The sequence below is a fragment of the Streptomyces sp. genome (assembly GCF_050698815.1).
GTDB lineage: Bacteria > Actinomycetota > Actinomycetes > Streptomycetales > Streptomycetaceae > Streptomyces.
Window position 1 is genome coordinate 1 of sequence record NZ_JBOHCV010000794.1, and the last position, 6,008, is coordinate 6,008.

A 6,008-nucleotide genomic window follows, 5' to 3' on the forward strand; every position below is an offset into this window, starting at 1 on the left:
TCGATGACGGCCAGCTCGGCGCCGACCTCCACCGTCTCGTCCTCGGCCACCTTGATGGCGGAGAGGGTGCCGGCCGCGGGGGCCGGGATCTCGGTGTCGACCTTGTCGGTGGAGACCTCGAGCAACGGCTCGTCGGCCTCCACATGTTCACCCTCGGCTTTCAGCCAGCGGGTGACGGTGCCCTCGGTGACGCTCTCGCCGAGCGCCGGCAGGGTTACGGAAACCGCCATGGTTTCGGTTGCTCCTAACGAAACAGTGCGTATGTGGTCGGTGCAGTCGCGCCCGGACTGCGTCAGTCGTGAGAGTGCAGCGGCTTGCCCGCGAGGGCCAGGTGGGCCTCGCCGAGCGCCTCGCTCTGCGTCGGATGGGCGTGGATGAGCTGCGCGACCTCGGCCGGCAGCGCTTCCCAGTTGTAGATGAGCTGGGCCTCGCCCACCTGCTCGCCCATCCGGTCACCGACCATATGGACGCCGACCACGGCACCGTCGCGGACCTGGACCAGCTTGATCTCGCCCGTGGTGTTGAGGATCTTGCTCCTGCCGTTGCCGGCTAGGTTGTACTTCAGGGTGACGACCTTGTCGGCCCCGTAGGTCTCCTTGGCCTGCTGCTCCGTGATGCCGACGGAGGCGACCTCGGGGTGGCAGTACGTCACCCGCGGCACGCCGTTGTAGTCGATCGGCACCGGGTTCAGGCCCGCCAGCCGCTCCGCGACGAGGATGCCCTCGGCGAAGCCGACGTGCGCGAGCTGGAGGGTGGGGATGAGGTCGCCGACGGCCGAGACGGTCGGCACGTTCGTACGGCAGTACTCGTCGGCGAGGACGAAGCCGCGGTCCATGGCGACCCCGGCCTCCTCGTAGCCCAGGCCCTGTGAGACCGGGCCGCGGCCGATCGCGACGAGCAGCACCTCGGCCTCGTACTCCTTGCCGTTGGCGAGGCTGACCTTCACGCCGCTGTCGGTGTACTCGGCCTTCTCGAAGAAGGAGCCCAGCGAGAAGGAGATGCCGCGCTTGCGGAAGGCGCGCTCCAGCAGCTTGGAGCTGCTCTCGTCCTCGGCCGGTACGAGATGGGGGAGACCCTCGACGATCGTGACGTCCGTACCGAAGGACTTCCAGGCGGAGGCGAACTCGACGCCGATCACGCCGCCGCCCAGGATGATCGCGGACTGCGGCACCCGGTCCAGGACCAGCCCGTGGTCGGAGGAGATGATGCGGTTGCCGTCGATCTCCAGGCCGGGCAGCGTCTTGGGCACGGAGCCCGTCGCGAGCAGGATGTGCCGGCCCTCGTAGCGCTGGCCGTTGACGTCGACGGAGGTCGGCGAGGAGAGCCGGCCCTCACCCTCGACGTAGGTGATCTTGCGCGAGGCGACCAGGCCCTGCAGGCCCTTGTGCAGGCCGGCGACCACGCCGTCCTTGTACTTGTGCACCCCGGCCATGTCGATGCCCTCGAAGGTGCTCTGCACGCCGAACTTGGCGCCCTCGCGGGCCTGGTCGGCCAACTCGCCCGCGTGCAGCAGCGCCTTGGTGGGGATGCAGCCCCGGTGCAGACAGGTGCCGCCCAGCTTGTCCTTCTCGATCAGGGCGACGTCCAGACCCAGCTGCGCTCCGCGCAGGGCGGCGGCATAGCCGCCGCTGCCGCCGCCGAGGATCACTAGGTCGAAAACGGTGCTGGCGTCTTTCGCCACGTCACGTCCTCCATGCATGGGTACGCCGTGACCGGTCTCCTTAAGACCGGGCGGCTGTATGTTCGGCCGCTGTCTTGCTCGGCCCTGGACTCGGCTATGGGTGCAGCCGCGCTGGGGGCCCTGTCCTGCCGGGAACCCATCTTCGCACTTGTTGACGCACAACGGGACGCGGGGCCGGTGACGGTCCTCACGCGGCCGTCCCGCGGCAGGCCGGGCTCCCTCAGCCGGCGTCGCCCGCCGCGGTCCGCTCGGCGAGCCGGACCAGGGTGCGGATGCCCGAACCGGTGCCGCCCTTGGGGGTGTAGCCGAAGGGTCCCGACTCGTTGAAGGCCGGGCCCGCGATGTCCAGGTGCGCCCAGGCGATGTCCTCGTCCACGAATTCCTTGAGGAAGAGCCCCGCGACCAGTCCGCCGCCCGGCCGCTCGCCCATGTTGGCGATGTCGGCGACCGGGGAGTCCATGCCCTTGCGCAGGTGGGCGGGCATCGGCATCGGCCAGGACGCCTCGCCCGCCTCGTCGGCCAGCTCGTGCACGGTGCTGCGGAAGTCGTCGTCGTTGCTCAGCACGCCGAAGGTGCGGTTGCCCAGGGCCAGCACCATGGCGCCGGTGAGGGTTGCCACGTCCACGATGGCGTCCGGGGACTCCTCGCAGGCGCGGGTCAGCGCGTCGGCCAGCACGAGCCGGCCCTCGGCGTCGGTGTTGAGCACCTCGACGGTCTTGCCGCTGTACATGCTGAGCACGTCACCCGGGCGGGTGGCGGACCCGGAGGGCATGTTCTCGGCGAGCGCCAGCCAGCCCGTCACGTTGACGCGCAGGCCGAGGCGGGCGGCGGCGACGACCGCGGCGAAGACGGCGGCGGCGCCGCTCATGTCGCACTTCATCGTCTCGTTGTGGCCGGCCGGCTTGAGGGAGATGCCGCCCGAGTCGTAGGTGATGCCCTTGCCGACCAGGGCGAGCGACTTCTTCGCCTTGGGGTGGGTGTAGGAGAGTCGGACCAGGCGGGGCGGATTGGCCGACCCCTGGCCGACGCCGAGGATGCCGCCGTAGCCGCCCTTGGCGAGCGCCCCCTCGTCCAGCACCTCGATGTCGAGGCTGTGCTCCTTGGCGGCGTCCCGCGCGTGGTCGGCGAAGACGGCCGGAGTGAGGTCGTTGGAGGGGGTGTTGACCAGGTCGCGGGCGCGTGCCACCTCCGCGGCCAGCACCTCCGCGCGCTCGGCGGCGGCCTTGTGCGCCTTGTCCCGCGGCTTGGCGCCGAGCAGGGTGATCTCGGCGACGGGGGCGTTGGCGTCCTTGCCGCCCTTGGTGTCTTTTCCGGCCTTGCCGTTCCCGGCGGAGCTGCGGTAGGCCGTGAAGGAGTACGCGCCGAGCAGCGCGCCCTCCGCCACCGCCGCCACCGAACCCGGGCCCTCGAGAGGCAGCGCGAAGGCCGCCTTCTTCGTTCCGGACAGTGCGCGGGCGGCCGTACCGGCGGCGCGGCGCAGCGTCTCCAGATCGTAGGACTCGTGCTTTCCAGGGGTCTCGCCCAGGCCGACCGCCAGGACGATCGGCGCCTTGAGCCCGGCCGGCGGTGCCGGGAGCTTGGTGGTCTCACCCTCGCCGCCGGCCGCGCCGAGCGCGTCCAGGGTCGAGGCGAGCTTCCCGCCGTACGCCTTGTCCACGGTCTCGCCGCCGAGGGCGACCACGGGACCCTTGGCGCCCTTGGTGACGCCGATGACGACGACGTCCGCGCGCTGGGTCGCGGCGGACGAGGTGCTGAGAGTCAGAGCAGACACGGTGAGAAGGACCTTCTTCCTTGGAGGGGCCGGCCTCCCTGGAGAGGCCGGAGGGGCCGGATCGCCGGACACGGGTGAAGGCTTCCGGCACATCGGGCATCGTATGCCCGCGTAGACCGTTGTGTGCGGGTGACCATACGCACCTCGGCCGCACCCGCCCCCTTTCGCGGATTCCGTGGGTCCGCCAAGGCGCCCCGGGCCGGGGCCCCTTGACGGCTCTGCGGCTCTGCGGCGGGGCGGCGGCGTCAACCGAGGGCGAGCACCACCAGGGATGCCGTGGCCGCCGTCTCGGCCAGCGCACCGAAGACGTCGCCGGTCACGCCGCCCAGGCGCCGACGGCAGTGCCGCAGCAGCAACTCGGCGGCGAGCACCCCGAGGACCACGGCGAGGGCGCGCGGCACGGCGCCGTACAGCGCGTCCCCCCACGGGACGGCGGCTCCGGCGAGTGCCGACAGGACGGTGACCGCGGCGGCCACGGCAACGGCGGTACGTACGGGCACCGTCCCCGCGACAGTGGCGCCCAGCCCCTCCGGGCGGGCGCCCGGGACACCCGAACGAGCCGCCAGGGTGAGTGCCGTGCGTGCCGTGACGGCGGCAACGACCACGGCCAGGGCGCCGTGCGCCCAGCCGTCCTCCGCGTACAGCTCGCTCACCACCGCGACCTGTGCCAGCAGCACGAAGACGAGCGTGAGCACACCGAACGGGCCGATGTCCGACTGCTTCATGATCCGCAGCGCGTCCTCGGCGGGCTTCCCGCTGCCCAGCCCGTCGGCGACATCCGCGAGGCCGTCCAGATGCAGCCCGCGGGTGAGGACGGCGGGCACGGCCAGGGAGACGACGGCGGCGAGCAGCGCCGAGGTGCCGAGCGCCAGCAGCACGGCACCGGCAGCGGCGGCCGCCAGTCCCACGACCAGCCCGGCCAGCGGCGCCCACACCATTCCGTGCCGCGCGGTGTCCCGGTCCCAGCGCGCCACGCGTACGGGCAGCACGGTCAGCGTGCCCAGGGCGAACCGCAGACCGTCCTGAGCGGTTGCAGGGCTGCCGGTGCTGCCGGTGTCGTCCGGGGGTGTGGCGTTCATGGGACCGCGGGCCGGCGCGTCGTCATGTGGCGTCGAGGGTGGGGGCGTTGGCGTCGTCGTCCTCGGACACGGCGTCCTGGGCGTCCTGGGTCTCCTCGGCGTCGTCCTCCGCGCGTACGGGCAGCAGCGCCGCCAGCTCCGCGGCCGCCTGCACCAGCGGCAGGGCCAGCAGCGCGCCCGTTCCCCCGCCCACCGCGATCCGCTGGTCGAGCAGCGGATCGAGCGCCATCCGGTCCAGCGCCTTGGCCTGCGCGGGCTCGCTGCTCGCGTGTCCGGCCAGCCACCAGTCGGGAGCGCGGAACGCGACGCGCTGGGCGACCAGCGCGCAGGCCGCGGAGACGACACCGTCGAGTATCACGGGCGTGCGGCGCACGGCGGACTGCAGCAGAAAGCCGGTGGTCGCGGTGAGGTCGGCACCGCCGACCGTGGCGAGCAGCCGCAACTGGTCGCCGAGTACGGGGCGGGCGCGGCGGAGCCCGTCCCGGATGGCGGCGCACTTGCGCATCCAGGTGAGGTCGTCGATCCCGTCGCCGCCGCGGCCGGTGACGACGGAGGCGTCCGTGCCGCAGAGTGCGGCGATCAGCGTGCCGGCGGCGGTCGTTCCGCCCACCGAGAGGTCACCCAGCACGACCAGGTCGGTGCCCGCGTCCGCTTCCTCGTCGGCGACGGCCATGCCCGTACGGAAGGCCGCGTCCGCCTCCTCGGCGGTGAGGGCGTCCTCGATGTCCAGCCGCCCCGAGGAGCGCCGCACCCGGTGCCTGGTCACCTCGGCGGGAAGCTCCGCCGGATCACAGTCGAGCGCCATGTCGACGACGCGCAGCGGTACGCCGAAGCGGCCGGCGAGGATCGCGGCGGGCGAGGTGCCGTCGAGCGCCGCCCGTACGAGCGTGTGCGCGGTGCCGCCGGGCCGGGCCGAGACGTTGAGTCCGGCCACGCCGTGATCGCCGGCGAAGACCACCATGCGCGGGTGCCGCACCGGGTCGACGGGGACCCGGGCCTGAGCGGCCGTCAGCCACTCGCCCAGATCGTCGAGCCGGCCCAGCGCCTGCGCCGGCAACGCGGTCCGCGCCCTCCGCTCCTCGGCATCCCGGCGCAGTCCGCCGTGCGGGCGCTCGATGAGATCGGAGAAGTCATCCAGGTCCAGGGTGCGGTCACTCATGTTGGCGAAGCGTACGGTACGGGGCGCACCTGCCGGCGTGAGGAGCCGCCGCCCCTCGAACCGTGCACCCGGCACGCCGGTTTCCGCCCCTCGGGGGCATGGAGTCTTCCGGCGAAGCCGGGGAGAGGGCGAATCGTGGGCAGGCCGCGAGTCGCGCTCGCCGGTGACGAGAAGGACGGCTTCGCGCCGGCCGGCGAACGCCGCGCTCAGGCTGTCCTGTTCGTGCCGCACGACGCCCGGCCGACCCCGCCGGGACGGGGCGCCGGGCACCTGCGGCGAGCGCTCGCGAGCTCCGTCAGCCGCGGAGGGGGTGGGGGA

At 72.8% G+C, this 6,008-nt stretch carries 6 protein-coding genes; 1 reads left to right on the forward strand and 5 read right to left on the reverse strand.

Annotation, left to right across the window (positions count from 1 at the left end; all coding sequences use genetic code 11):
- From ACRDP3_RS28445 to ACRDP3_RS28465, 5 genes are all read right to left on the reverse strand, one after another.
- Positions 1 to 230: biotin/lipoyl-containing protein (locus tag ACRDP3_RS28445; RefSeq protein ID WP_431519899.1), on the reverse strand; the 230-nt coding region annotated here is incomplete at its 3' end.
- A 62-nt stretch (positions 231 to 292) separates the two neighbouring features.
- A complete protein-coding gene (gene lpdA / locus ACRDP3_RS28450; RefSeq protein ID WP_431519900.1) occupies positions 293 to 1,699 on the reverse strand; it encodes a dihydrolipoyl dehydrogenase in 1,407 nt (468 codons plus the stop codon).
- Between the two features lie 202 nt (positions 1,700 to 1,901).
- Positions 1,902 to 3,452, reverse strand: coding sequence for a leucyl aminopeptidase (locus tag ACRDP3_RS28455; RefSeq protein WP_431519901.1), 1,551 nt, complete (start codon positions 3,450 to 3,452; stop codon positions 1,902 to 1,904).
- Between the two features lie 245 nt (positions 3,453 to 3,697).
- On the reverse strand, positions 3,698 to 4,531 hold the full coding sequence (gene cobS, locus ACRDP3_RS28460) for an adenosylcobinamide-GDP ribazoletransferase (RefSeq protein ID WP_431519902.1): 834 nt from the start codon (positions 4,529 to 4,531) through the stop codon (positions 3,698 to 3,700).
- Between the two features lie 22 nt (positions 4,532 to 4,553).
- On the reverse strand, positions 4,554 to 5,690 hold the full coding sequence (locus ACRDP3_RS28465; protein ID WP_431519903.1) for a nicotinate-nucleotide--dimethylbenzimidazole phosphoribosyltransferase: 1,137 nt from the start codon (positions 5,688 to 5,690) through the stop codon (positions 4,554 to 4,556).
- Positions 5,691 to 5,825: 135 nt separating this feature from the next.
- On the opposite strand from ACRDP3_RS28465, the gene ACRDP3_RS28470 reads away from it, so the two are divergent.
- Positions 5,826 to 6,008, forward strand: a 183-nt coding sequence (locus tag ACRDP3_RS28470) for a hypothetical protein (protein ID WP_431519904.1), incomplete at its 3' end; no start/stop codon positions are given.

Coding starts and splice junctions, on each gene's coding strand:
- lpdA (WP_431519900.1), bottom strand. CDS start 1,699: ATGCATGGAGGACGTGACGTGGCGAAAGACGCCAGCACCGTTTTCGAC.
- cobS (WP_431519902.1), bottom strand. CDS start 4,531: ATGAACGCCACACCCCCGGACGACACCGGCAGCACCGGCAGCCCTGCA.
- ACRDP3_RS28465 (WP_431519903.1), bottom strand. CDS start 5,690: ATGAGTGACCGCACCCTGGACCTGGATGACTTCTCCGATCTCATCGAG.